The sequence below is a fragment of the Sphingopyxis sp. genome, assembly GCF_035998905.1.
Classification (GTDB): Bacteria; Pseudomonadota; Alphaproteobacteria; order Sphingomonadales; family Sphingomonadaceae; genus Sphingopyxis.
Map to the genome: position 1 here is coordinate 174,464 of NZ_DASYHG010000025.1, position 24,403 is coordinate 198,866.

Sequence of the window (24,403 nt, forward strand, 5' to 3'; positions counted from 1 at the left end):
TCGATCCGCTTGTGGCGATGGTCAGACCAGCGACTTCAACCGGTCGATTCCGGTCGCCTGCCGAACGATCCACGCCGCGAGCGCATTTCCGTTCGCGCCATTGGTGAAGACGACGATCGCCCGTCCGTGCCGGGCATCGCCGACCCCCAGCGTCTTGAAAATCCCGTAATTGCTGCCGCTGTGCTGGAACAGCGGGCCTGCCGGGGACTGCTCCATTTCCCATCCCAGCCCTCGCGAGATGTCGCGCCCGCGTATCTCCAGCCGGGGGGTGAGCATAGCCTGCCGGGCCGCATCGCTGATCTCCCACGCCGCTCTCTCTGGCCGGTCCATCATGAGTGCCATGAACTTCGCATAGTCGGATGCGGTCATCAGCAATCCTCCCGCCGAATTGACGAGGAGGTCGTGGGTCGATGGCGGCGTCGCCGGATCGGTCTCTCGCATCGCTTCGACCGAATCTTCGTAGGTCCAGGACGCGATCGGTTTGCGCCGCTTCGTGGCGACCCGAAGCAGCCGGTCGCCGAGCTCGCGCGTCGGCTGGGGAGGGAGCGTCTGTTCGCCTTCCGGCGGTTCGGAATGGCCGAAGACCGCCGACCTTGCGATCTCTTCGTCCCACCCGAAGCTGCTGTGCGTCATTCCGGCCGGGCCGAACAGCTTTGCCTGCATCGCGCTGCCGAGGCCCATTCCCATGATTGTCTCGACCACCAGCTGGAGCCAGATGAAGGCTTCGCCGGAATAGGTGTAACGCGATCCGGGCGCGCTGGTCGTGACGAGCGGCCCGGAGGCCCAGTTGGGCAAGCCCGTCGAATGTTCCAGCACATGCCGGGCCGTGATGCGCTCCAGATTCGGGTCAGTGCCCAAATTCGCCGGCCGGCGATACAGGACGAGCGGCCTGTCGAGGTCGAGGCGCTTCTCGTCGACCAGCTGCATCACGACATAGGCGAAGACAGGCTTGGTCATCGACGCGGCCTCGAACAACGTATCCTCTCGCACCGGGTCGCGGGTGAGGATGTTCTTCACGCCGAAGCTCCCGCTCCAGGAGAGCGTCCCGCGATCCACCACCGCGATGGCGGCGCCGGGGACCCCGGCGATCCGCATCAGGCGCGGAAGATCGCGAACCAGTTCGCCGGACGGAATCCAGGTGGGATTGTCCTTCGAATATCGTGCTTCCGTGCGGGAACGAGCCGACGCCGGCCCAGCAGCGATCAGCGCAGCCGATCCAGCCAGCAAGGTCCGCCGACCGAGCATCATTCCACTGCTCATCCCCGGCCGCCTTTGAGGCGGTGCATCAGGACAGCCACCTGTCCCGTATATTGCGCGATGCCGGCAGGTTCGGCGAAGGGCTTCATCGACTTCCATCCTCCATCGGCAATGCCGCCTTCGGCCGCTGGACGAGGCTGACCAGCACGAACGAAATGATCATCAGCAGATACCAGCTGCCGAGCTTTTCGAGCCCGACCATATGCCAGCCGTCGTTCTGGCTGGGATAGGTCCATGCGCGCGCGAAGGTGCCGATATTCTCGGCGAACCAGATGAACAAAGCGACGAGTCCCCAGCCGACGAGCAGCGGCATGCGGCGGTGGATGTGGAGCGGGCGGAACCACACCTGACAGCGCCAGAACAGCAGCGCGGTCGCGGCGAAGAGGAGCCAGCGGATATCGGTGACCCAATGGTGCGCGAAGAAATTGACGTAGATCGCCGCGGCGAGTGCGTAGGTCGCCCACGCAGGGGGATAGCCCGAATAGCGGAAGTCGAAGATGCGCCACACGCGGGCGATGTAGCTGCCGACTGCGGCGTACATGAAGCCCGAGAAGAGGGGCACGGCGCCGATGTGGAGCAGGCTCGCCTCGGGATATTGCCACGACCCCGCGGCGGTCTTGAACAATTCCATCGCTGTGCCGACGATATGGAAGATCAGGATGACGAGCGCTTCTTTCGGCGTCTCAAGGCGGAAGGCGAGCATGCCGAGCTGGATCAGCACCGCACCGATCGTAATCGCGTGATAGCGGTGGAGCGGCGCATCGTCGGGCCAGAAGAGATGCGTGCCGAGCAAGAGTGCGAGCATCAGGCCGCCGAACAGGCACGCCCAGCCCTGCTTGAAGCCGAAGACGAGAAATTCGAGAAACCAGCCGCGCGGGCCCGGTGTGATCGCCATCGCCTCCAGCCGCGCGCGGACGGCGTGGAAGCGGCTGTGACCGCCGCCGGTCTCAGACATAGACGGCGACGTAGGCGATCAGCGCGGCGGCGGGCAGCAACAGCGCCTGCGCGAGGACGGTGCCGGCGAGACGGCTCAGCGAGATGAAGGTGATCGCGCGGCGGAAATCGGCCTCGTCGACTTTGCCCTCGACCGCGTCGTCGGTCATCACCGACAGCTGCGGGTCGATGAAGGCGAAAAGCAGGATCGTGGCGAAGCCGTTGATCAGCGCCGAGAGCTGCGACGCGGTGACACGGAATTCGGGGGCGAGATACCCCGCATAGAGCGACGCGACGACGCCGACCGCGAGCAGCGATTGCGCAAGGCAATTGGCGATCAACACGCCCCAGCCGATCCCCTTCGGCATCTTCCAGCTTTTGATATGCGACAGGCTCGGGACGGTCAGCGAACGGCCCAATGTGCGCAGGCCGCTGGGGCTTGCAGCCTTCAATGCGAGCTTCGTCGTCGAGCGATTGTTCTGGTACCAGCCGATCGCCACTGCAAACATCCGCTGTCCGGTGGGGACGAGCAGGATCCCGATCAGCGTCGCGACGCTCGCCGCAGCGAGCACGAGCTGCATGTCGATGAACAGCGACGCGCCGCTGCCGTCGTGAATGCGTGTTTCGATCCGCTTTGCGAGGAAGGGGCCGAGAAAGCTGTTCGAGGTGCGCGAAAAAAGCACGAGGATATTGAACAGCGCGAACGACATCGCGATGCGCCGCGTGCGGACCCCGGCGATGCGCGCGGCATAGGCGAGCGCGCCGATCAGGTTGATGAAACCGGTGAGCAGCAGGATGGTGACGAGGGGGAGGTCGATCATTTGGGGCCTAATTTCTCGTCATTGCGACCCCGGCGAAAGCTAGGGGAAGCAATCCAGAGCGGTTTGCGCGCTCTGGATTGCCACGGGCCTTCGGCCCTCGCAATGACGATTAAATGAAACTGTGGATCAATGCTTGCGCGTCAGCTCGCGCATCGCGTCGTCCAGCCCGGCGAGCGTCAGCGGATACATGCGATCGTTCATCAGCTGTTTGATCAGCTTCACCGACTGGGTGTAGCCCCAATGCGCCTCGGGTACCGGGTTCAGCCACACCGCGGCGGGATAGACGTGCGTGATGCGCTGGAGCCAGACCGCGCCGGACTCTTCGTTGAAATGCTCGACGCTGCCGCCTGGATGGGTGATTTCATAGGCGCTCATCGACGCGTCGCCGACGAAGATCACTTTATAATCATGGCCATATTTGTGGAGGATATCCCACATCTGGTGGCGTTCGGACCAGCGGCGCTTATTGTCCTTCCACACGCCTTCGTACGGGCAATTGTGGAAGTAGAAGAATTCGAGATTCTTGAACTCGGTCGTCGCGGCGCTGAAGAGTTCCTCGCAGAGCTTGATGAACGGATCCATCGATCCGCCGACGTCGAGGAACAGCAGCAGCTTGACCGCGTTGCGCCGTTCGGGGCGCATCTTGATGTCGAGCCAGCCCTGCCGTGCGGTGCCGTCGATCGTGCCCGGGATGTCGAGCTCGTCGGCGGCGCCCTCGCGCGCGAACTTGCGCAGGCGGCGGAGCGCGATCTTGATGTTGCGCGTGCCGAGTTCCTTGGTGTTGTCGAGATTCTGGAACTCGCGTTTTTCCCAGACCTTCAGCGCGCGCTTGTGCTTGCTCTCGCCGCCGATGCGCACGCCCTCGGGATTATAGCCCGAATTGCCGAAGGGCGAGGTGCCGCCGGTGCCGATCCACTTGCTGCCGCCCTCGTGGCGCTTCTGCTGTTCCTCGAGCCGCTCTTTCAGCGTCTCCATGATCTTGTCCCAGTCGCCGAGCGACTCGATCGCGGCCATTTCCTCGGGCGTCAGGAATTTTTCGGCGACCGCCTTCAGCCAGTCGGCGGGGACGTCGACGGGGTTCTGGCCGTAGTCCGAAATGATGCCCTTGAAGACCTTGTTGAACACCTGGTCGAAGCGGTCGAGCAGGCCCTCGTCCTTCACGTAAATCGCGCGGGACAGGTAATAGAATTGCTCGGGGCTGCGGTCGATCACCTCGCGGTCGAGCGCCTCCAGCAGCATCAGATGCTCTTTCAGGCTGGCGGGAATGCCCGCGGCGCGAAGCTCGTCGAGGAAGCCGAAAAACATGGGGCAGGCGTATCGCGTTCGCACCGCGCGTGCAATCACTTTACGTGAACGTAAAGCTGGCTCCGCCGATGACTATCGATCCGGACGTCAATCGGATGCGTAGGCGGCTGCATCGGCCGGCACAATGAACGCCGATGTTTCGGGATGCGCGACGAGGCCGTCGACCGTGGCTGTAAATGCCTCTTCGCTCGGTTTCCCGACAAAGAACCGGACGACGCCGTTTTCCTTCTTCGCCGACCACGACAGGCTGTATAGCGGCGCGCGCGCGGAAATCCGGCCGAACACGTCGGTAAACAAGGGTACAATCTTTTCGTCGAGTGGATAGAGCGTCCAGCGTTTGCCGCCCGCTTCCCGCGCATAAACGGGCTCTGCGGCGTCGCCCAAGAGTGCCTTGCCCTGACCGCTCGCGACGATTTTCGTCAGGAACATCTCGGCCATATGGTTGTTGAAGGGCATCGCTCGCGTGCCGTCGCAGGCCGGCCCGCTGCACGCGCCGTTCGCGGCAAGGATCGATGCCCAGGGGAGCGCTCGGACGAATGCGTCGATCTGGCCCTCCTCGGCGGGTTCTTTCGACTCGGGCAGCGTCGCGCGAACCTTCGCGGTCCATTTCCCCAGTTCGATGAAATAGAGATATTCGAGTGCGGTGTCCCCACCGATGCCCACCTTATAGGTGGCCTTGAAACCGCGCAGCTTTTGCGGCGCCTCGATGTCGAAGGGGCCGTCGGCCCACAGGAAAGTCATGTCCTTGCGCCCATAGCCCAGCGAGGTGATCGCTCCCTTCAGCCGATGTTCGGCAAGCGCGCCGGGCTGGAACAGAAACGTCGAAACCTCGATCGACGCCGGATCGCGCTTCAGCCGATAATGCAGCATGACGTCATTGCCATTGTCGACCGCCATCAGGCTGGTGCGCTGAAAGCCGCCGATGCTTTCGGGAAAGACGGTGCCGGTCGCGATATGGGTGATCGGGCCGCTCGTGTCGCGGCCTGACCAGATCGCGGGGTCCGCGGTGCGGATGATGCGATGTCCGCCGACCATTTCCTGCGCCCCTGCGGGCAGTGCGAATATAGCGGCGACCGCCGCCAGAACCGGCCAAGGACGCATGATATCTCCCCCTACATCGATCGTCTGTCCGGAGGCGTAACGCGTTGGCCGCGGGCGTGCAATGCGGCTTCGATCCCCCCGACCGGGCTGCCGAATTGACGCGCCGTTAACCAATGTCCGGCATATCTCCTCGATCATTCAGGGACGCGGGCAAACCAATGAAATATGATCCGATCAATCCAGCGGCGCCGATCCTCGACCAGTCGGTCGCAAGCGACTGCGGCGAGTTGGCGGTGGGGTGCAGCGATGCCGCGGGGCGGATCAAGCGCGCGACCGACCAGATGGACCGGCAGATCGGCGAACTCGGCCGGCTTGAGGAATATGTCGTCAGCCTCGAGGCCGACCAGCGCCAGATCGCCGATTCGACCGACGAGGCCAAATTGCTCTCGGCGCGCGCGTGCGAACAGCTCGACAGCGGTGCCGAGCGCGTCAACGCTGCGGTCAGCGAGTTCCGATCGGTGATCGACCTGATCGCGCGGCTCGGCACGCACGTCACCAATTTTGCCGCGGTGATGGAGCAGGTGCAGCAGGTCAGCCAATCGATCGAATCGATCGCCAAGACGACCAACATGCTCGCCCTAAATGCCGCGATCGAGGCCGAGCGCGCGGGCGACGCCGGCCGTACCTTTGCCGTCGTTGCCGCCGAAGTGAAGAAGCTCGCGCAGAACACCCGCGGCGCGACCGACGAGATCCGTCGAAGCATCGGCAGCCTTGCGACCGAGGCGAGCGGGCTGGTTGCCGAAATCCAGTCGGGGGTCGAACAGTCGAGCCGCGCCGAGGCGCAGTTCGAAACGATCACCGATGCGCTCCACGACGCGACGCATCTTGTCGCGCTGCTCGATGACCAGAGCGACCGCATCGCGCAATCGAGCGCGATGGTCCATGCGAACGGCGCCAAGGTGCGCGAGGCGCTCGACAGCGTCGTCACCTCGGTACGCGACAATAGTTCGACCCTCGTCGGCACGCGCGATTCGATCCTGTCGATGGAGCATGTGTCGAACCGCATGTTCAACGCGGTCATTTCGGCGGGGGTCAGCCCCCAGGATTCGGCGATCGTCGAACTGGCCGCGCGGGTACGCGACGAATTTGTCGGGCTGGCCGAACGCGCCGTCGCGCACGGCGAGCTGTCGATGGAGCAGATTTTCGATACGGACTATGTCCGCGTGCCGGGTTCGAATCCCGAACGCTTCCGCACCACATTGTGCGACTGGGCCGACACGCACTGGCGCCCGCTGTTCGATCGCATCGTTGCCCAGCATCCGGAGATCAAGATGTCCTCGGCGGGCGACATGAACGGCTTCCTGCCGACGCACATCACCGATTGCTCGCGCGCCCCGACCGGCGATCTCGAACATGACACCGCGCACTGCCGCAACGGCCGCATCCTCTATGACGCGACCGACGCTGCGGCGAAACGCAGCACCGCGCCCTTCTTCATGACGGTCTATCGGCAAGAAGGCGACGGCATCAATTATGTGACCGTACGCAACGTCTATATGCCCGCGATCATCAACGGCCGCCGCTGGGGCGACGTCGAGGTGGCGTACCAGCTCTGACGGGCGGCTTAGCTGCCCTGGCGCCGCGCCATGAAGGCGAGCTTTTCGAACAGCATCACATCCTGCTCGTTCTTGAGCAGGGCGCCGTGAAGCGGGATCGCCTTGCCGACGTCGCGGTTCTGCAGGACTTCGAGCGGCATGTCCTCGTTGAGCAGCAGCTTCAGCCAGTCGATCAGTTCGCTCGTCGACGGTTTCTTCTTGAGCCCCGGCACCTCGCGCACTTCGTAGAAGATATCCATCGCGCGGCTGACCAGCGTCTTCTGGATACCGGGGAAATGGACCTCGACGATTTCGGCCATCGTGTCGCGGTCGGGGAATTTGATGTAATGGAAGAAACAGCGGCGCAGGAACGCGTCGGGCAGTTCCTTTTCATTGTTTGAGGTGATGACGACGATCGGGCGTTCCTTCGCGACGATCGTCTCGTCGGTTTCATAGACATGGAAGGCCATGCGATCGAGTTCCTGGAGCAGGTCGTTCGGGAATTCGATATCGGCCTTGTCGATCTCGTCGATCAGCAGCACGGGGAGCTTGGGTGAGGTGAATGCCTCCCACAATTTGCCCTTGCGGATATAGTTGCGGATGTCGTGGACGCGCTCTTCGCCAAGCTGGCCGTCGCGCAGGCGCGCGACCGCGTCATATTCGTAGAGGCCCTGTTGCGCCTTCGTCGTCGACTTGATGTTCCAGGTGATCAGCGGCGCGTCGAACGCCTTGGCGATTTCTTCGGCCAGCACGGTCTTGCCGGTGCCCGGTTCGCCCTTCACGAGCAAGGGGCGGCGCAGCAGCGTTGCGGCGTTGACCGCGACCTTCAGGTCGTCGGTGGCGATATAGGCGCTGGTGCCTTCGAAACGCATCGGCTCTTTCCCTTAACGTGAACGTCAAGCGGGCATAGCGATAGCGGGGGAAGGGTGCAAGCCGAAGGGAGAGATGCCCGTCGGGCCGGCGGGAAATCAGGGATGCGCGCGGCTGGCGGCGCGTGCCGCCATCAGGTCCCACAGGCCGCTGTGCTGCATGATCAGCTGCTGTGCGCCGAATACCATCGCGCGTTCTACCGCGGGCGTATCCGCAACGGTTGCGGCCAGCCGGGCCGTTTCGCGCAGGTCGGGCAGGGTGCAGGTCGGCGGCGTCAGGTCGAGTCGCTGGGCGCTGATGTCGAGCAGCACGCGGATCGTCCGCCAGTCGAGCGTCAGCGCGATCGCGGCGCCCACGGCGCAGCCGTGGCGGTCCGATTCAGCGAGCATGTCGATCGCCTTGCGCTGCGCGGCGACCGCGGCCTCGCATTGCGCCTGGCCCTGGGTGCTCGGGACCGGGCCGACCGCCGAAGCGATCTTCGACAGAAAAGCTCGTTCCTCGGCGAAGGCGTCGGCGGCTTCGGCCATCCACTGGCGCGAAGCGGGATCGATCGCCTTTCGCGCGGCGCTGTCGATCACGCCCGGATAGCGCCCGTGGAGCAGGCAAAGAAAATGGACGGCGTCGGCAAGGTTGCGCATTGCCTCCGGTCCGCTCGACAGCGCGCCCGAACGGACGTGCGGGTGCGCGCCGGTGCCGTCGTTGGCAACCAGCGAGTCGAGCAGTTCGGCGGCGCCGCGCGTCTGCGTCTTGGGCTGGGTCGATGGGCTCAACGCTTGATCCTCGCTGCGGCGGGCCGTGCGCGACCCAAGCCGATGGAATTGCAGCGATCAGTCATAGGACAACGTCGTAAACGTCGCGTTTATAAGCGGCGGCCGATTTGCTCCGCAAGCTGTTCCAGTAAGGGACAATGGTTAGGAAGGGGGCGGCGCGAAGGATAAGGGGCCGGCAAGCACCGGGGAGAGCTTGCCGGCCCCTTCCCTGGCGCCGGGGCGCCAAAAAGGGTGGACGTGCAGGACTTTGGGGAGAGGTCCTGCCGGCTCTGTTTATGCAGCCAGTGCGAGATCCTCGGCCCTGTCGGCCTGCGGCTCGGAACCTTCGGTCACGCTGAGCACGGGCTGGACGGCTGCTGCGCTCTTTGCCGGGAAGATCAGGCGCGATGCGAGCACCACGATCCCGAGGCCGAAATAGCCGGCGAAGGTCTGGGCCGGGAAGAAGAAGAGCGGGGCGATGAATGCCAGGCGGAGATAGAGCGGGTTGAAGCCGAAATCCTGGCCCACGGCCTCGCAGATACCGAAAAAGGTGTCGCGGCGGCGGAAGAGGTTGGTGGTTTCATTGTCCATTTTTTTGTCTTTCCCTTGGGCTGCGAGCACTGCCCCGCGCCGATGCCGGATACATCGCAAAGGCCGTGCCAATTTTTGCAGTCCCGCCAATTTTCGGGCTTTTTTCGTGCGGGTCATGCCTTGCGGCCCGCCTTTTGCCCTGTGTTGTTTCCCATTGAGTGGGAATATTTGCCATTTGGCGGGTGGTGCCTGAACCGGTCATGAAGCCCGCCGCATCGATGACGGGGGCTATCTGGGACAGGGATATGAAGATTTAAAGAAGCCCGGACAAAAAAATTGTGCGGCGCAGCATTGGGGCAACGCCTTGATCCAAAGTGCAAAACAAAACACCCCGCCGGTGAGGGCGGGGTGTCTGATGTCCGAAAGACCCGAAGGGCTTACTGGTCGAGGAAGCTGCGCATCTTGCGGCTGCGCGACGGGTGCTTCAGCTTGCGGAGCGCCTTCGCTTCGATCTGGCGAATACGCTCGCGCGTCACGCTGAACTGCTGGCCCACCTCTTCGAGGGTGTGGTCGGTGTTCATCCCGATGCCGAAGCGCATGCGCAGCACGCGCTCCTCGCGCGGGGTGAGCGACGCCAGAACGCGCGTCACCGTTTCCTTGAGGTTCGACTGCACCGCGGCGTCGACCGGGATGACGGCATTCTTGTCCTCGATGAAATCGCCGAGGTGGCTGTCTTCCTCGTCGCCGATCGGCGTTTCGAGGGAGATCGGCTCCTTGGCGATCTTCATCACCTTGCGGACCTTTTCGAGCGGCATCGACAGACGCTCGGCCATTTCCTCGGGTGTCGGTTCGCGGCCGCTTTCGTGGAGGAACTGACGGCTGCAGCGGACGAGCTTGTTGATCGTCTCGATCATATGGACCGGGATGCGGATCGTGCGCGCCTGATCGGCGATCGAGCGGGTGATCGCCTGCCGGATCCACCAGGTCGCATAGGTGCTGAACTTGTACCCGCGGCGATACTCGAACTTGTCGACCGCCTTCATCAGGCCGATATTGCCTTCCTGGATCAGGTCGAGGACCTGCAGGCCGCGGTTCGTATATTTCTTGGCGATCGAGATCACGAGGCGGAGGTTCGCCTCGACCATTTCCTTCTTGGCAATGCGCGCTTCGCGCTCGCCTTTCTGGACCATGTTCACGACGCGGCGGAATTCGACGAGGCTCATGCCCGCCGCTTGCGCGATTTCGCTGATCTCGATGCGGATGCGGTCGACCGCGCCGGCTTCATTCTCGGCAAAGGCGGCCCATTTCTTGTCGAGACCCGAAACTTCGTCGAGCCAATTCTCTTCCAGCTCGCGCCCGACATAATTGTCGAGGAACGACTTGCGCGGCACCTTGTGGCGCTCGGCAAGGCGCAGCATCTGGCCGCCGAGTGCGGTCAGGCGGCGATTGTAGCTGTAGAGCTGGTCGACAAGATATTCGATCTTGGTGCCGTGGAACTGCACGCTTTCGACCTGCGCGGTGAGTTCCTCGCGCAGCTTGTGGTACTTCTTTTCCGACGCCGCGGGGAATTCCTCGCCGCCCGAGAGCGATTCGAGGCGTGCTTCCTGTAGCTTCGAGAAGGCCTTGAAGCTCTTGGTGATGTTCGCGAATTTTTCGAGCGCGTCGGGCTTCAGCAGCTCTTCCATCGCGGCGAGGCTGAGGGTGTTGTCTTCCTCGTCTTCCTCAAAATTCTCGCGCTTGCCCGACGAGCCTTCGCCGTCCTCGTCGTCGCCGTCGGCGGAAGGTTCTTCCTCGACCTCGTCCTCGTCCTTGAATGAGACGCCGGCGGTCTTCTCGCTGATCTCGCCGTCGTCCTCGGCGCCCTCTTCGTCCATATTCTCGGGCGCGGGATCCTTCGACAGCATCGCTTCGAGATCGACGATCTCGCGCAGCTGCATGTCGCCGTTGTTGAGCGCGGTCGACCAGTCGATGATCGCGTTGAAGGTCAGCGGGCTTTCGCAAAGCCCGAGGATCATCGTGTCGCGGCCCGCCTCGATGCGCTTCGCGATCGCGATTTCGCCCTCGCGGCTGAGCAGCTCGACCGCGCCCATTTCGCGCAGGTACATGCGAACGGGATCGTCGGTGCGATCGACCGTTTCCTTCTTCTTTTCGATCGCGGGGTTCGACACCGAACCCGTGCCGGCGCTGACGTCGACGTCATCGTCGGCTTCCTGGTCGGCCTCTTCCTGCACATCCTCGTCGCTTTCGACGATATTGATGCCCATGTCGGAGATCGCCGACATGATGTCCTCGATCTGCTCCGACGACATCTCGTCCTGCGGCAGCGCCGCATTCAGCTCGTCATAGGTCAGGTAACCGCGCTTCTTGCCGCGCGCGATCAGCTTTTTGACGTCGGCCTCGTTGAGGTCGATCAGCGGGGCGTCGGTATCGGTATCGGCGGCGGTGCTTTTGGTGGCCATATTTGTTCCTGCCTAGGGGCAATAAGTTGTCTTCACTGGCTGCTGCTCTCGGACAGCGCGGCCAGTCGGCGGGTCAGTTCCTCGTCCATCGCGCGCAGCTTTTGCTGACGCGCCAGGCCTTCGTCGTCCATCGTGCGCTGGAAATCCGCGGTGGCTTCGGCAAGCCGGGTGCGGATTTCGGGCTGGGTGACCAGCACGCCGATATATTCGTCAAGGTCGCGCAGTGCGATTTCGCGCGCTGCATCAACCTCTTCGCCTTCAAGCCTGCGATTGAACGAGAAGTGCATTCCGTCGGCTCTGAGCAATGTCGTCGCCCTATTATACACTTTCATTGGCTCCAATATGGCAAGCAACCCCTCGCAATCAAGCCCTTCCTGACGCATCGCGCTGTCAAGCATTACGCCGAGCAGTTCGGCGTCGCTGGAATCGCTCACCGGCAGCCGCGTCAGCGCCTCCTCGTTGCGCCGGAGCGCTTCGGGAAAACGCAGCAACCCGCCGATCAGCGCCGCGACATAAGGCGCGGAAATCCCGGCCTGCCCGATGGAACGCGTTTCATCGGCCGGAGGTTGCAATCGCGGGTCGGGGCCGAAGCGGCGAGGACCGTTTCCGCGCGGCGGGTTCGGGGTCCACGGCTGGCGCTGCGCGCGCTCGGGCTGTTTGCGCGCGAACAGCGAGTCGAGCCGCTCGCGGAACGCCTCGCGATAATGGTGGCGAACATCGGCATCCTCGATCGCATCGGCGTGCGCGAGCAGGCGTGTCTTGAGTGCGGCGCGCTCTTCCGGGGTCGCGAGCGGTCCCGCCGCGACCTCATGCGCCCACAGGCGCTCGACGAGCGGCTGGGTCTCGTCGAGGATCGCATTGAACCCTTCGGCACCGCGCGCGCGGACGATGTCGTCGGGATCCTGTCCCGCAGGCAAGGTCGCGAACGCCAGGCTGAAGCCGGGGCGGAGCAGGGGAAGCGCGCGCATCGCGGCGCGCATCGCGGCTTTCTGCCCCGCCGCATCGCCGTCGAAGCAGAGCACCGGCACGGGCACCATCCGCCAGATCAGCCCAAGCTGCGCCTCGGTCAGCGCGGTGCCGAGCGGCGCGACGGCGTCGGCGATCCCCGCCTCGGCGAGCGCGATCACATCCATATAGCCTTCGACGACGATGATCCGGTTCGTCTGCCGCGATGCGGGGCTCGCCTTGTCGAGATTATAGAGGACGCGACCCTTGTCGAAGAGCGGCGTGTCGGGCGAGTTCAGATATTTCGGCTCGCCGTCGCCGAGGATGCGTCCGCCGAAGGCGATCACCCGCCCGCGTGCGTCGCGGATCGGGATCATCAGCCGGCCGCGGAAGCGGTCGTATGGTTCCTTGTTCTCGACCGCGATCAGCATGCCCGATTCGACGAGCATCGCTGTCGGGAATTTCTTGAGCGCTTCTTTCAGCGCGCTGCGGCTCTCGGGCGCGAGGCCGAACCCGAAGGCCTTGCGCGTTGCCTCCGAAATGCCGCGTTTCGCCAGATATTCGCGCGCCGGGGCGCCGTTGCTGCTGCCAAGTTGCTGCGTGAACCACTCGGCGGCCGCCTGTGTCACGTCGCGGAGGCTCGCCTGCTCCTCGGCCTTCTTCGCGGCGCGCGGGTCGGCGGCAGGGACCTCCATGCCGGCCTCGGCGGCGAGCTCCTTCACCGCGTCCATGAAGCTCAGCCCGCGCTGGTCGGTCATCCAGCGGATCGCATCGCCATGCGCGCTACAGCCGAAGCAGTGGTAGAAGCCCTTTTCGTCGTTGATCGTGAAGCTGGGCGTCTTCTCGTTATGGAAGGGGCAGCACGCTTTATACTCGCGCCCCGCGCGCGTGATCTTCACCGTCCGCCCGATGAGCGTCGACAGCGTGATCCGCGATCGCAGTTCGTCCAGCCATTGCGGGGTGAGGGTCATCGTGGCGCCATGCCCACCCCCGACCCCTCCCGCAAGCGGGACGGGAGAAGAATTGCGCTCGATTTCACTTGTTCCCCTCCCGCTTGCGGGAGGGGTTAGGGGTGGGCAGATGGACAAGTCGCCTTTCGATTTCGTTCACTACCCCTTCGATGTTGCCTATGACCTCGTCATTGGTGAAGCGAACGACGCGGTAGCCGTTCTCAGACAGCCATTGATCTCGGCGGCGATCATAGGCTTGGCGCATGTCGTGCGAGTATCCATCGAGTTCTACTATCAGTTGCGCTTCGCGGCAAAGAAAGTCGGCGAAATAGGGGCCGACAGGCATCTGTCGACTGAATTTCCAGCCGCCGATTTTTCGACCGGACAAGCAGCGCCATAGAGCCCGCTCGGCGGGAGACGCAGCATTGCGCAACTCCTTCGCGCGCGGCGTGTCGCGGGGCTGAAACTGTCCGTCCATCATAGGCCGGTATGCCCACCCCCGACCCCTCCCGCAAGCGGGAGGGGAGAAGCAAGATCGCGACCTCCGGTTCCCCTCCCGCTTGCGGGAGGGGCTACGGGTGGGCCAGCGCCGCTAGCGGATTTAGCTCAGCGCCGCCTTAACCCACCCGCTCGCCTTGCTCATGTCGAGCTGCGAGCCGAGCCGGTCTTTCACCGCGGCCATCACCTTGCCCATGTCCTTGAGGCTCGTCGCGCCCAGTTCGACGACGATCGCCTTGATCGCTGCGGTCGCTTCGTCGTCGGAGAGCTGCGCGGGCAGGAAGTCCTCGATCACGACAACCTCGGCCGCCTCGATATCGGCGAGCTCCTGGCGGCCGCCCTGTTCGTACATGGTGATCGATTCGCGGCGCTGCTTGACCATTTTCTGGAGCACGTCGGTGACGAGCACATCGTCGTCGGCCGGCGCGGTGCCGGTGCGGAGCTCGATGTCCTTGTCCTTGATCTTGGCCAGCATCAGCCGGATGGTGCCCAGACGCGCCTTGTCGCCGGCTTTCATCGCGGCGACCTGCGCAGCCTTGATGTCGTCACGAATCATGCGTGTCCCCATGCGCTGCAAATTTCGGAAAGACCCTCCCTAGCGGGAAGATTCCAAATCCGATAGCTTGTGAATCACTTTTTTGGCGCCTACTTGGTCGGCCGTTTAGCCCCCCGTCCGGAGCATGTTGAATGGCACCTGCCAACCCCTCTGCCGCGCCTGCGGCCCAGCCTTCGGGCGCCACCGGCGTCCTCGTCCTCGCCGATGGCACGATCCTGTGGGGCGTGGGTTATGGCGCCGCCGGCGCTGCGGTAGGCGAGATTTGTTTCAATACGTCGATGACGGGCTATCAGGAAATCCTGACCGATCCGTCTTACGCGGGACAGGTCGTCACCTTCACCTTCCCGCATATCGGCAATGTTGGCGCGAACCCCGAAGACATGGAACGCGGCGTCCATGGTGCGCTCGGCGCGATCACGCGCGAGCTGCCGACGCAGCCGAGCAACTTCCGCAGCGTGCAGACGCTCCCCGAATGGATGACCGAACAGGGCGTGATCGGGCTCGCGGGCATCGACACGCGCGCGCTGACGCGCCGCATCCGCGATGCGGGCGCGCCGAACGGCGTGATCGCGCACAGCCCCGACGGCAAGTTCGACATCGACGAGCTACTCGCCATGGCGCGCGGCTGGGCGGGGCTCGAGGGTATGGACCTTGCGAAGGCGGTCAGCCGCACTGACACGGGCGACTGGACCGGCGGCGCGTGGACGCTGGGGCATGGCTATGCGAGCGAAGAGGGCGGCGAGCGGCCGCATGTCGTCGCGATCGACTATGGCGCGAAGGACAATATCTTCCGCAACCTCGTGAAGGCCGGCGCGCGCGTCACCGTGGTGCCCGCGACCGCGAGCCTCGACGAAGTGCTGAGCCACCAGCCCGCGGGCGTGTTCCTCTCGAACGGGCCCGGCGACCCCGCGGCGACGGGCGATTATGCGGTGCCGGTGATCCAGGGGCTGCTCGAACGCGACGTCCCGATCTTCGGCATCTGCCTCGGCCACCAGATGCTCGGCATCGCGGCGGGCGCGAAGACGGTGAAGATGCATCAGGGCCACCGCGGCGCGAACCATCCGGTGCAGCGCGCCGAAGACGGCGTGGTCGAGATCACCAGCATGAACCACGGCTTTGCGGTCGACGCATCGACCTTGCCCGCGGGCGTGGTCGAAACGCACAAGAGCCTGTTCGACGGATCGAACTGCGGCATCGCGATCACGGGCAAAAATGCGTTCAGCGTGCAGTACCACCCCGAAGCGAGCCCGGGGCCGCAGGACAGCTTCTATCTGTTCGAGAAGTTTGTGGGCGGGCTGAAGTGAGTATCGAGAACGCCGACTATATTACTTTTCGTGACTCCGTGATCGTTGCGTTGGCGGATGACCAAGAGCCGCCGGGGCTTGGTTATTTGGACATTGAAGATCTGTGCAAGCGCCATGGGATATTCGCTCACGAAACTTGGATCTCGACAGTAGGCCACGACATGCAGTCTCTGGGCTGGGGCAAGGCGGATTCTGACCTTGAGGAGCATCGCTTCCTCATAAATGGAGGCGGGCTAGCCCGAGCTGCCGAGGTCAGGCAGACGCGTAAGCCCGTTTCTTTTTTCGATCGAGTAAGATCGGTGCCTAGAAGCGACTGGATCGCAATTCTGGCATTTGTCGTTAGTGTAATCGCTCTATTCAAAGATAGCTGAAATGCCCAAAAGAACCGACATCCAATCCATCCTCGTCATCGGCGCCGGCCCGATCGTTATCGGTCAGGCGTGCGAGTTCGACTATTCGGGGACGCAGGCGATCAAGGCGTTGAAGGAGGAGGGCTATCGCATCGTCCTCGTCAACTCCAACCCGGCGACGATCATGACCGATCCCGACCTCGCCGACGCGACCTATGTCGAGCCGATCACGCCCGAGATCGTCGCGAAGATCATCGCGAAGGAGCGCCCCGATGCGGTGCTGCCGACGATGGGCGGACAGACCGCGCTCAATACCGCGCTCGCGCTCGCGCAGGACGGCACGCTCGCCAAATATGGCGTCGAGATGATCGGCGCCGATGCCGAGGCGATCGACAAGGCCGAGGACCGGCAGAAGTTCCGCGACGCGATGGACAAGATCGGGCTCGAAAGCGCGCGCAGCGGCGTCGCGCACACGCTCGACGAGGCGTTCGCGGTGCTCGAACGCACGGGGCTGCCCTCGATCATCCGTCCGTCCTTCACGCTTGGCGGCACCGGCGGCGGCATCGCGTACAACCGCGAGGAGTTCGAGCATATCGTCCGCGGCGGCCTGATCGCCTCGCCGACCACCGAAGTTCTGATCGAGGAATCGCTCCTCGGCTGGAAAGAATATGAGATGGAGGTGGTGCGCGACCGCAAGGACAATTGCATCATCATCTGCTCGATCGAGAATGTCGATCCGATGGGCGTGCATACCGGCGACAGCATCACCGTCGCCCCCGCGCTGACGCTGACCGACAAGGAATATCAGATCATGCGCAACGCGAGCATCGCGGTGCTGCGCGAGATCGGGGTCGAAACGGGCGGGTCGAACGTGCAGTTCGCGGTCAATCCCAGGGACGGCCGCCTGATCGTGATCGAGATGAACCCGCGCGTGTCGCGTTCGTCGGCGCTCGCGTCGAAGGCGACGGGCTTCCCGATCGCCAAGGTCGCGGCGAAGCTCGCGGTCGGCTACACGCTCGACGAAATCATGAACGACATCACCGGGGTGACCCCGGCGTCGTTCGAGCCGACGATCGATTATGTCGTCACCAAGATCCCGCGCTTCGCTTTCGAAAAGTTCAAGGGTGCCGAGGCGACGCTGTCGACCGCGATGAAGTCGGTCGGCGAGGTGATGGCGATCGGGCGTACCATCCACGAGAGCTTGCAGAAGGCGCTCCGCGGACTTGAAACTGGCCTCTCGGGCTTCAACTTCGTCGACCGCCTCAAGGGCGCGACGCACGACCAGCTGCGCAACGAGCTGGCGCAGCGCACCCCCGACCGCCTGCTCAACACCGCGCAGGCGATCCGCGAAGGCCTGCCGCTCGCCGACATCAACCGCGTCGCGGGTTATGACATGTGGTTCCTCGAACGCATCGCCGAGATCGTCGCCGCCGAGCAGGATGTCTGCGAAAACGGCCTGCCGCGCGATGCCGAAGGGCTGCGCAAGCTGAAAGCCATGGGCTTCTCCGACAAAAGGCTCGCCTATCTCGCGCTCCAGTCGGCGAACCTTCACCCCGGCACGCGCCGCGCGACCGCGCGCGGTTCGGGCCTGATCCACGAAGCGGTGAAAGCAATGACCGGCGGCGTGACCGAGGCCGAGGTGCGCGCGCTGCGCCACAAGCTCGGCGTGCGGCCGGTCTTCAAGACGATCGACACCTGCGCCGCCGAATTCCAGGCGCAGACGCCATATCTTTATTCGACCTATGAAGCGCCGACCTTCGGCGATCCCGAGAATGAGGCCAACCCGAGCGACCGAAAAAAGGTTGTCATCCTCGGCGGTGGTCCGAACCGGATCGGGCAGGGGATCGAGTTCGACTATTGCTGTTGCCACGCTTGTTTCGCGCTCGAAGACGCGGGTTATGAAACGATCATGATCAACTGCAACCCGGAGACGGTGTCGACCGATTACGACACGTCGGACCGCCTCTATTTCGAGCCACTCACGGCCGAGGATGTGCTCGAAATCCTGCACGTCGAAATGTCGAAGGGCGAACTCGTCGGCGTGATCGTCCAGTTCGGCGGGCAGACGCCGCTGAAGCTCGCGCAGGCGCTGGCCGAAGCGGGTATCCCGATCCTCGGCACCTCGCCCGACGCGATCGACCTTGCCGAAGACCGCGAGCGTTTCGCGGCGCTCGTCAACAAGCTCGGCCTGAAACAGCCCGAGAACGGCATCGCGCGCAGCCGCGAGGAAGCCGTCGCGGTCGCGGCACGCATCGGTTACCCGGTGCTCACGCGTCCCTCCTATGTGCTCGGCGGCCGCGCGATGGAAATCGTCGACGATCAGGCACAGCTCGAAAATTACATCGAGACCGCGGTGCAGGTGTCGGGGGACAGCCCGGTGCTGATCGACCGCTACTTGCGCGATGCGATCGAGGTCGACGTCGATGCGCTGTGCGACGGCACCGACGTCGTCGTCGCGGGTGTGCTCCAGCATATCGAGGAAGCGGGGGTCCATTCGGGCGACAGCGCCTGCTCGATCCCGCCGTACAGCCTGTCGGCCGACATCGTCGCCGAAATCGAACGCCAGACCGAGGCGCTTGCCCGCGCGCTCGAGGTTCGCGGCCTCATGAACATCCAGTTCGCGGTCAAGGATGGCGAGGTTTACCTGATCGAGGTCAACCCGCGCGCCAGCCGCACCGTGCCCTTCGTGGCGAAGGCGGTGGGTTCGCCGATCGCCAAGATCGCGGCGCGCGTGATGGCGGGGGAGAAACTCGCCGACCTGCCGAAGATCAATCGAGAAATCACCCACGTCGCGGTCAAGGAAGCGGTTTTCCCCTTCGCGCGCTTCCCCGGCACCGACCCGGTGCTGTCGCCGGAGATGAAGTCCACGGGCGAAGTGATGGGAATCGATCGCAACTTCAACCTTGCCTTTGCCAAGGCCCAGCTCGGCGCAGGTGACCGCCTGCCCACCGACGGCCGCGTCTTCGTGTCGGTCAAGGACAGTGACAAACCGCGTATCCTCGACGCTGTACGACAGCTCACGGCATGGGGCTGGAAGGTGATCGCGACCGGCGGCACCGCCGACTATCTGGCGGGGCAGGGGATCGAGGTCGAACGCGTCAACAAGGTTGCTGAAGGCCGCCCGCATATCGTCGACCGGATCAAGGACGGCGATGTCCAGTTGATCTTCAACACGACCGAGGGATGGCAGTCGTTGCAGGATTCACAGTCGATCCGCGCGTCGGCGCTGGCGGCCGATATCGCCTATTATACGACCGCTGCGGCAAGCGAGGCGGCGACGCAGGCGATCGGGGCGCTCCGTGCGCACTCTCTTGAAGTGAAGCCGCTTCAGGACTATTATTAAAGGACCGCTCCACCCCCCGACATTGACGGAAACAGCGGCGCAGCCGCCCGGCGAAGTTTCGCCGGCGCTGGATTATTGACGAAGGACAACAGGATAATGGCAAGCGTTGAAAAGGTGCCGATGCTGGCAGAAGGCTATGAGAAGCTGAACGCGCAACTCGCGACCCTCAAAGCCGAGCGACCGCTGATCGTGGATGCGATCGAGGAAGCGCGCGCGCATGGCGACCTTTCGGAAAATGCCGAGTATCACGCTGCAAAAGAGCGCCAGGGCCAGGTCGAAGCGACGATCGGCGACCTCGAAGACAAGCTCTCGCGCGCCCAGGTGATCGACCCGACGACGCTGTCGGGCGACCGCATCGTGTTCGGCGCGACCGTCACCCTCGCTGACGAAGACGACAAGCCGGTGCGCTATCAGATTGTCGGACAGGCCGAGGCCGACGCCAAGGACGGCAAGATCAGCTACAACTCGCCGCTCGGCCGCGCGCTGATCGGCCGCCGCGTCGACGACGAGGTCGAAGTCACCGTGCCCGCGGGCGACAAATATTATCTGGTGACCAAAATCGAATTCATCTGAGGCGAATGGCGATGAAGCCGATCGATGCACCGGTAACGATCGGCTTTGCGCTGACGTGCGTCATCCTGTTCGTCTTCCTGTCGGTGACGGGACTGTTCGAGCCGGTAGCCGAGGCCGCCGGGATGATGTCCGCGCGGTTCGGCGCTAATCCCTTCGCGCTCGACGGTGCGGCTGTTCCCGCGATACTGACGCCGTTGACGTCGGCCTTCCTGCACCTCGATACGGTGCACCTGCTCTTCAACATGATGTTCCTGATCTTCATCGGGCGACAGGTCGAATTGCCGCTGGGACCGAAGGCCACGATCGTATTGATGGTTGGAGGAGCCTATGCCGCGGCAGCGGTTTCGTGGATCGCAAATCCGGACTCGACCGCGGTCGGCATCGGCGCCAGCGGCGTCGTTTCGGCACTGATCGCGTGCTACGCGCTGATTTTTAATCAGCAGCAGGTGCGCGCGATCGGGCCGATCCCCGGCGTCTGGGTACGGGCGCTATGGCTCTCGGCCGCGTGGATCGGATTGCAGTTGCTGATCGGCTTTGCGAGCAATGTGGCGCCCTCTAATCCCCACGTCAGCCCGGGCATTTGGGCGCATATCGGCGGTTTCCTTGGGGGCTTGCTCCTGACGCGCCCGCTGCTTCGCTGGCGCTTCGGCGCGCGGTAGGTCAGCTCCCGGCGAGCAACCCGCCCGCTAGCAGCATCGCGACGCGGACATCGATCCCGCAGCCTTCGGCGCGTTTCGCCGCGACGAAATCGGCGATGTCGTCCAGCGGGACGCGGTGGACGACGATATCCTCGCCATCGACCCCGCCGCCGTCGCCCACCTTCGTCAATCCGCTCGCCACCAGCAGCGTGAAGCTTTCGCTGACCATCCCCGGCGAGCTGTAGAATTCGCCGACGGTGCGCCAATGGTCGGCGCGATAACCCGTTTCTTCCTCGAGCTCGCGCTGCGCCGCGATTTCGGACGCTTCGCCCGCGGTATCGTCGCCGACGAGTCCCGCAGGCAGCTCGATGCACCGGACCTTCAGCGGCACGCGATATTGTTCGACAAGGATGACGTGGCGGCCATCGGCGGCCTCGTCGATCGCGAGGATCACCGCGGCGTGGATACCGCGCGATCGCGAGACATATTCCCAATTGCCCTGCTGCCTGACCGTGATGAAGCGGCCTTCCCACCGCGTCTCGATAGGGGTGTCGGGGCCGGGGCGGCTCATGTCTTGTCCTTTTAAAGCTCGATCAGGCGGTCGGGGAGTTCGTTCGGATTTTCGCTGCCGCGCGGGAAATGTTCGGCGAGCACGAGGCCCATCTGGCGCACCGCTTCGGCCATGCCTTCGCCGGGCTGCCCCGCGCGCACGCGTTCGATCAGCGCCGCCATTGCATCGCCCCATACCTCGGGTGTGACCTTCGCGGCGATCGCCTCGTCGGCGACGATGTCGGCGCGATGCTCCTTCAGGCTGAGGTACAACAGCACGCCGGTGCGACCCGTGGTCTTCCCCTCGGTCCCAACCTTGAACAGGTCGACCGCGCGCGCGCGCACGCGTTGCGCCTTGATCGCGCGCGGGGTGAGCGCCATCCGCAGTGGGCGCCACAGCAGGATCAGCCACATGCCGATCCACTTGAGCACGCCGATCGCTATCACCGTCCCAAGCCATTGATTAGCGGTGAGTTCGTGCCCCCAGCCGCCAGTCAGCCGGTCGTAAAGCCCGCGGTAAAATTCGGGGAACAGCGCGATCACCGACATGGCGAGGAAGGCGATGATGCTCGCCCAGACGAGCGCGACATCGTCATAGTCGTTCGACTTCGCCGCGACGACGGTGACGATCTCGCCGCTGGTATGCGCCTCGGCAGCGGCGATCGCTGCGGTAACGATATCATGGTCGGCGTCGCTGACGTGACTGACTTTCATGGCCGCATCCCCCTACCAGCCGCCCGAGGCGCCGCCGCCCCCGAAGGAACCGCCGCCGCCCGAAAAGCCGCCGAAGCCGCCGCCGCCGCCGCCCCAGCTCGATCCGCCACCGCCCCATGACGACCCGCCGCTGCCGCTGCCCCAGTCGTCGTCGCCCCAGATAATGATCGGGGCGCCCCACGGGCTGTGCTTGCGCCGCTTCTTGCCGCGCCGCCCGAGGCTGGTGAGCATCGGCAGGATAAAGAAGAAAAAGACGATGAAGCCGATGAAGAACAGCCCGCGCCAGTCGCCGTCGTCGGAGCGGTCACGCTCGGCCTTGTCGGCAGCGGCGGCGCGCGCGGCGGCTTCTTCGGGGGGGAGCTGCAATTGTTTGATGGCGGCATCCACCCCGGCATTGATGCCGGCCGGGATGTCGCCGGCTTTGAAGAGCGGTGTAATATCGTCGCGGATGATTATCCAGGCGATGGCATCGGGGAAAGTACCCTCGATTCCGTCTCCGACCTCGAACCGCAGCCTCCTTTCTTTAGGGGCGACGATAAGGATCAGCCCGTCGTCTCGCTCTGCGTTGCCGAGTTTCCATTCATTGCCCATGCGATAGCCCCAGTCGGAGATATCATAGCCGTCAAGGCCGGGCAGGGTGACGACAACGAACTGTTGCTGCGTCGACGATTGAAAGGCACGGAGCTTGGCGTCGAGCGCCGCTTCCTGTGCCGGATCCAATTGGTCTGCGAGATCCATGACGGGTCCCGTCAACTTGGGAATCGTTTGCGCACCCGCAGGCGACAATGCGAATGCGGCCAGCGCCGCCAGCAAGAAGAAAAGCCGTCCGATCATCGCCGCGGCGCTCGCGCGCACGATTATTGGCCGAGGTTCATCTTCGGAGCCTCATCGGCGCCTTTGGTCACGGCCTTGAACGGAACCATCGGTTGTGCGCCGTGAACGATCTTCGCGCCAATGATATCGGGAAAGGTGCGGATCGTGGTATTATAGTCTTGGACCGCTCCATTATACTCCTCGCGAGCACGCGAAACGCGATTTTCCGTCCCTTCGATCTGGATCTGCGCCGTCTCGACGTTCTTCGGCGAGACGAGGTTCGGATATTGTTCTACCGTTACGAGCAGGCGGCTAAGCGCGCTACCATATTGGTCTTGGGCCTGTTGATATTGTTCCACCTTGGCAGGGTTTTTCAGATCGTCACCAGTCAGTTGGATTGACGATGCTTTCGATCGCGCCTCGGCAACGCCGACGAATACCGATTTCTCTTGATTCATGGCCCCTTTCACAAGCGCCTCGATGTTCGGGTAAAGGTCGACGCGGCGTTGATATTCGTTCTCGACATTCGCCCATTTGGCCTTCGCGGCCTCTTCCTTGGTGGGGACGCTGTTGATGCCGCAGGCGGACAGGCTCATCGCGGCGACGGGTACGATCAACCAACGGGCGGAACGCATGGTCATGGTCTTCGAACTCCCTCCGCGCGGCCCGGTGCCGCGCCAACTGCCTTAATATAGTAAGACGCCCCGTCCGCCGCAATCATTGACGCCGATAATCACGTAAGGCACGTTGGCACGGCAGGCGCAGTGACCAAAGGGGTTGGTACATGTTCAAAGATTTCAAGGCATTCCTGAACCAGGGCAATGTGATGGGGCTCGCCGTCGGTGTCATCATCGGTGCGGCTTTCGGGACGATCGTCAAATCGCTCACCGACGATGTGCTGATGCCCTTCATCGGCTTCGTCACCGGCGGCGGGGTCGATTTCACCAACCAGTATCTGGTGCTGTCGGGCGGCGACAAGGTAACCGCGGGCATGACGCTGGCGGCGGCAAAGGCGACCGGTGCAAATGTGATGGCGCTGGGCAGCTTCGTCACCGCCGTGATCAACTTTGTCCTGCTCGCGTTCGTCGTATTCCTGCTGGTGCGGCAGGCGAGCAAGTTCATCAAGCCCGCTGAAGCGGGGCCGACCGAGGTCGATATCCTCACCGAAATCCGTGACGAACTGAAAAAGCGCCCGTGATCTATCCGCGATGAAATGCACGCCCGCCCTTTTCATCGGCGGGCGGCCCCCCTATATCGGTCATGCCGGTTTCGGCCGGCTATGAGGATAAATGGTGTCGTGGAATAGACACAGCGGACCCGGGGGCAGTACCCGGCGGCTCCACCACGAACCCGGGTTTCTTCGATGGGCGCGCGGGTTTCTGACGGGGCCGAACCAGGATCGACGTGTGTTCAAAGGCGATGTTTTCTTCCGGGCTGAGTAACCCGTTCAAGGCTCAAAACTATAAGTGCTAACGATAACGAAGCACTCGCTCTGGCTGCGTAACCGATAAGCCTCACGGCCTAAGGTTATTCAAATAGAACGCGGTTCGGACCGAACCGGGCAACAGAATCGGATACCAGCGGCTGGGGACGAGCCGGGCAACAGAAT

Annotated in this window: 23 protein-coding genes and 1 other RNA gene; 8 read left to right on the top strand and 16 right to left on the bottom strand. The window is 63.6% G+C overall.

Annotated elements, in window-relative coordinates; translation table 11 throughout:
- Positions 1-21: 21 nt before the first annotated feature.
- The 5 genes from VGN62_RS15280 to VGN62_RS15300 form a co-directional block, all read right to left on the bottom strand.
- Positions 22-1,356, bottom strand: coding sequence for a serine hydrolase domain-containing protein (locus tag VGN62_RS15280; protein ID WP_327455385.1), 1,335 nt, complete (start codon positions 1,354-1,356; stop codon positions 22-24).
- Complete coding sequence (locus tag VGN62_RS15285) at positions 1,343-2,212, bottom strand: DUF817 domain-containing protein (protein WP_327455387.1); 870 nt, start codon at positions 2,210-2,212, stop codon at positions 1,343-1,345. The genes VGN62_RS15280 and VGN62_RS15285 overlap by 14 nt, the downstream gene beginning before the upstream one ends.
- Positions 2,205-3,011, bottom strand: coding sequence for a lipid II flippase Amj family protein (locus tag VGN62_RS15290; RefSeq protein WP_327455389.1), 807 nt, complete (start codon positions 3,009-3,011; stop codon positions 2,205-2,207). Before VGN62_RS15290 ends, VGN62_RS15285 begins: the two co-directional genes overlap by 8 nt.
- A gap of 126 nt (positions 3,012-3,137) precedes the next feature.
- On the bottom strand, positions 3,138-4,316 hold the full coding sequence (locus tag VGN62_RS15295; protein ID WP_054730936.1) for a vWA domain-containing protein: 1,179 nt from the start codon (positions 4,314-4,316) through the stop codon (positions 3,138-3,140).
- An 87-nt stretch (positions 4,317-4,403) separates the two neighbouring features.
- Positions 4,404-5,417 (bottom strand): hypothetical protein, encoded by a 1,014-nt coding sequence (locus tag VGN62_RS15300; protein ID WP_327455394.1) that lies wholly within the window; start codon positions 5,415-5,417, stop codon positions 4,404-4,406.
- Between the two features lie 158 nt (positions 5,418-5,575).
- On the opposite strand from VGN62_RS15300, the gene VGN62_RS15305 reads away from it, so the two are divergent.
- On the top strand, positions 5,576-6,973 hold the full coding sequence (locus VGN62_RS15305; RefSeq protein WP_327455396.1) for a methyl-accepting chemotaxis protein: 1,398 nt from the start codon (positions 5,576-5,578) through the stop codon (positions 6,971-6,973).
- Between the two features lie 8 nt (positions 6,974-6,981).
- Here the strand turns inward: VGN62_RS15305 and VGN62_RS15310 are convergent, their stop codons facing one another.
- The 7 genes from VGN62_RS15310 to VGN62_RS15340 form a co-directional block, all read right to left on the bottom strand.
- Complete coding sequence (locus tag VGN62_RS15310; RefSeq protein WP_327455398.1) at positions 6,982-7,824, bottom strand: MoxR family ATPase; 843 nt, start codon at positions 7,822-7,824, stop codon at positions 6,982-6,984.
- Positions 7,825-7,920: 96 nt separating this feature from the next.
- The gene (locus tag VGN62_RS15315; RefSeq protein ID WP_327455400.1) at positions 7,921-8,592 is read right to left on the bottom strand and encodes a DUF6975 family protein; all 672 of its coding nucleotides are present in this window, start codon (positions 8,590-8,592) and stop codon (positions 7,921-7,923) included.
- Positions 8,593-8,865: 273 nt separating this feature from the next.
- Positions 8,866-9,279: a PspC domain-containing protein gene (locus VGN62_RS15320; protein ID WP_327455402.1), complete on the bottom strand. Its 414-nt coding sequence runs from the start codon at positions 9,277-9,279 to the stop codon at positions 8,866-8,868.
- 260 nt (positions 9,280-9,539) lie between these two features.
- Complete coding sequence (gene rpoD / locus VGN62_RS15325) at positions 9,540-11,561, bottom strand: RNA polymerase sigma factor RpoD (protein ID WP_327455404.1); 2,022 nt, start codon at positions 11,559-11,561, stop codon at positions 9,540-9,542.
- A gap of 32 nt (positions 11,562-11,593) precedes the next feature.
- A complete protein-coding gene (dnaG, locus tag VGN62_RS15330) occupies positions 11,594-13,477 on the bottom strand; it encodes a DNA primase (RefSeq protein WP_327455406.1) in 1,884 nt (627 codons plus the stop codon).
- Between the two features lie 64 nt (positions 13,478-13,541).
- Complete coding sequence (locus VGN62_RS15335) at positions 13,542-13,937, bottom strand: endonuclease domain-containing protein (RefSeq protein ID WP_327455408.1); 396 nt, start codon at positions 13,935-13,937, stop codon at positions 13,542-13,544.
- A 120-nt stretch (positions 13,938-14,057) separates the two neighbouring features.
- On the bottom strand, positions 14,058-14,510 hold the full coding sequence (locus tag VGN62_RS15340; protein WP_327455410.1) for a GatB/YqeY domain-containing protein: 453 nt from the start codon (positions 14,508-14,510) through the stop codon (positions 14,058-14,060).
- Between the two features lie 131 nt (positions 14,511-14,641).
- Here VGN62_RS15340 and carA point away from each other — a divergent pair, with 131 nt between their 5' ends.
- From carA to VGN62_RS15365, 5 genes are all read left to right on the top strand, one after another.
- Positions 14,642-15,814 carry a glutamine-hydrolyzing carbamoyl-phosphate synthase small subunit gene (carA, locus tag VGN62_RS15345; protein WP_327455412.1) on the top strand — a complete coding sequence of 391 codons (1,173 nt, stop codon included), beginning with the start codon at positions 14,642-14,644 and terminating at the stop codon, positions 15,812-15,814.
- Positions 15,811-16,185: a hypothetical protein gene (locus tag VGN62_RS15350; RefSeq protein WP_327455414.1), complete on the top strand. Its 375-nt coding sequence runs from the start codon at positions 15,811-15,813 to the stop codon at positions 16,183-16,185. Before carA ends, VGN62_RS15350 begins: the two co-directional genes overlap by 4 nt.
- 1 nt (position 16,186) lies before the next feature.
- Positions 16,187-19,507, top strand: coding sequence for a carbamoyl-phosphate synthase large subunit (gene carB, locus VGN62_RS15355; RefSeq protein WP_327455416.1), 3,321 nt, complete (start codon positions 16,187-16,189; stop codon positions 19,505-19,507).
- 96 nt (positions 19,508-19,603) lie between these two features.
- Positions 19,604-20,080: a transcription elongation factor GreA gene (gene greA, locus VGN62_RS15360; RefSeq protein WP_327455418.1), complete on the top strand. Its 477-nt coding sequence runs from the start codon at positions 19,604-19,606 to the stop codon at positions 20,078-20,080.
- 11 nt (positions 20,081-20,091) lie between these two features.
- A complete protein-coding gene (locus VGN62_RS15365) occupies positions 20,092-20,739 on the top strand; it encodes a rhomboid family intramembrane serine protease (RefSeq protein ID WP_327455420.1) in 648 nt (215 codons plus the stop codon).
- A 1-nt stretch (position 20,740) separates the two neighbouring features.
- Here VGN62_RS15365 and VGN62_RS15370 read toward each other — a convergent pair whose 3' ends face one another.
- Genes VGN62_RS15370 through VGN62_RS15385 form a run of 4 tightly spaced genes read right to left on the bottom strand, consistent with a single transcriptional unit; the run spans position 20,741 to position 23,429 of the window.
- Positions 20,741-21,289 (bottom strand): NUDIX hydrolase, encoded by a 549-nt coding sequence (locus tag VGN62_RS15370; protein WP_327455422.1) that lies wholly within the window; start codon positions 21,287-21,289, stop codon positions 20,741-20,743.
- Between the two features lie 11 nt (positions 21,290-21,300).
- Positions 21,301-21,981 (bottom strand): TPM domain-containing protein, encoded by a 681-nt coding sequence (locus tag VGN62_RS15375; protein WP_327455424.1) that lies wholly within the window; start codon positions 21,979-21,981, stop codon positions 21,301-21,303.
- 12 nt (positions 21,982-21,993) lie between these two features.
- On the bottom strand, positions 21,994-22,815 hold the full coding sequence (locus VGN62_RS15380; RefSeq protein WP_414713288.1) for a TPM domain-containing protein: 822 nt from the start codon (positions 22,813-22,815) through the stop codon (positions 21,994-21,996).
- 23 nt (positions 22,816-22,838) lie between these two features.
- Positions 22,839-23,429, bottom strand: coding sequence for a LemA family protein (locus VGN62_RS15385; protein WP_414713290.1), 591 nt, complete (start codon positions 23,427-23,429; stop codon positions 22,839-22,841).
- A 149-nt stretch (positions 23,430-23,578) separates the two neighbouring features.
- Between VGN62_RS15385 and mscL the strand changes: the two genes are divergently transcribed.
- Complete coding sequence (gene mscL, locus VGN62_RS15390) at positions 23,579-23,992, top strand: large conductance mechanosensitive channel protein MscL (protein WP_327455430.1); 414 nt, start codon at positions 23,579-23,581, stop codon at positions 23,990-23,992.
- Positions 23,993-24,017: 25 nt separating this feature from the next.
- Positions 24,018-24,373, top strand: a transfer-messenger RNA (tmRNA) gene (ssrA, locus tag VGN62_RS15395).
- Positions 24,374-24,403: the final 30 nt, after the last annotated feature.